General features: G+C 38.7%; 2 protein-coding genes. Both read left to right on the top strand.

Annotation, left to right across the window (positions count from 1 at the left end; all coding sequences use genetic code 11):
* The coding region (locus AC1DWN_RS33740) for a GmrSD restriction endonuclease domain-containing protein (protein ID WP_477563184.1) at window positions 1–852 on the top strand (852 nt) is incomplete at its 5' end.
* Window positions 853–1,048: 196 nt separating this feature from the next.
* Window positions 1,049–1,410: DUF4145 domain-containing protein (locus AC1DWN_RS33735; RefSeq protein ID WP_477563183.1), on the top strand; the 362-nt coding region annotated here is incomplete at its 3' end.

The raw sequence follows: 1,410 nt of genomic DNA, 5'->3' as shown, positions 1-1,410 counted from the left end.
CCGAATGATGGAGAGTTCATTCGTGAAATTATGGTTAAGGACATTTATAACTTTAGAAATCGAAATTATTTGCTTAGAAAGCTTGAAAATAATAATCGCAAAGAGGTTGTAAATATTGAAAGCTACACGATAGAACACATTATGCCACAGAAGAAGGATTTATCCGAAGATTGGAGACATGATTTAGGTCTGAATTGGGAAGAAGTGCAAAAGACATATCTACATACATTAGGTAATCTGACTTTAACTCGTTACAATTCGGAACTTAGTTTTAAGCCGTTTTTTACAAAACGTGACTTAGAAGGTGGGTTTGCAGATAGCCCACTTCGTCTCAACCGGGCATTAGCTAAACTAGATACATGGAATGAGGAACAAATAAAAATTCGAGCAAAGACACTTGCTGACCAAGCTGTTTCTGTGTGGGGGTTTCCTAGACTGACCGATGATGTGTTATCTAAATACAATAATTCAGAAGTCACTCAGGACCATGCTTATAGTATTGAGGATCATGCTGATTATCTTCAAGGAGAGGTGCTATTCTTGTTCGATGAACTAAGAAAGAGGATATGTAACCTCGATAGTTCAGTAAGAGAGGAATTCAAAAAGCTCTATATAGCCTATAAAGCTGTAACAAACTTTGTAGACGTAGTTCCGCAAAGAAGTCGGCTCCGTTTAAGTCTCAATATGCCATTTAACGAAATTATTGATCCAAAGGGAATTTGCAGGGACGTATCCAACGTTGGTAGATGGGGAAATGGCGATGTAGAGGTTGGATTATCTTCGCATGATGAAATCGAATATATTATGAGCTTGATTAAACAAGCTTTTTCGAAGCAACAGGACGATGAATGAATAGCTAGATTGAAACTATCGAAGAGAGGTAGACTGTAATGAACAGTCTATCTTTTTAATATTTGTGAAAGGCTGATTCAATAACCAAGATATCGCTGAAATTCCCATATTTGAAGGTTATTTGAGGTGGGAAGTCGAATTAAACCTATTAAACTGTTACTATAGAACTAGTTCGTTTCCGGAGGTGCGTCAATAGATGGCTGGGAATTTTGAATTTCTTGAGAGTCGCTGGAACATATTATCCGATCTTGGCGAGATGGCAGAACGTAATCTCTTTATTGATCCGAATACATCTTTGATTAAGCTCCGTATGTTCGGTGAAACGTTAACTAAATATATATGTGCACTGGAAGAAATGGATGAAACGAAAGACTTAACGCAGGTTGAACGGCTGTCTCAGTTAAAGCGGGATGATCTGCTGACCGAAGAGATTGCAGATATGCTTCATACGCTTCGCAAAATAGGGAATAAAGCCAATCATGAAGTAGGCTATGGTTCGACACGAGAAGCGCAGGCGTTGACGCAGCTAGCGTTCCGTCTTAGCGTGTGGTTTATGCA

The sequence above is a fragment of the Paenibacillus sp. P4_A7 genome, assembly GCF_056402455.1.
This window is presented reverse-complemented; position numbering and strand designations above follow the sequence as displayed.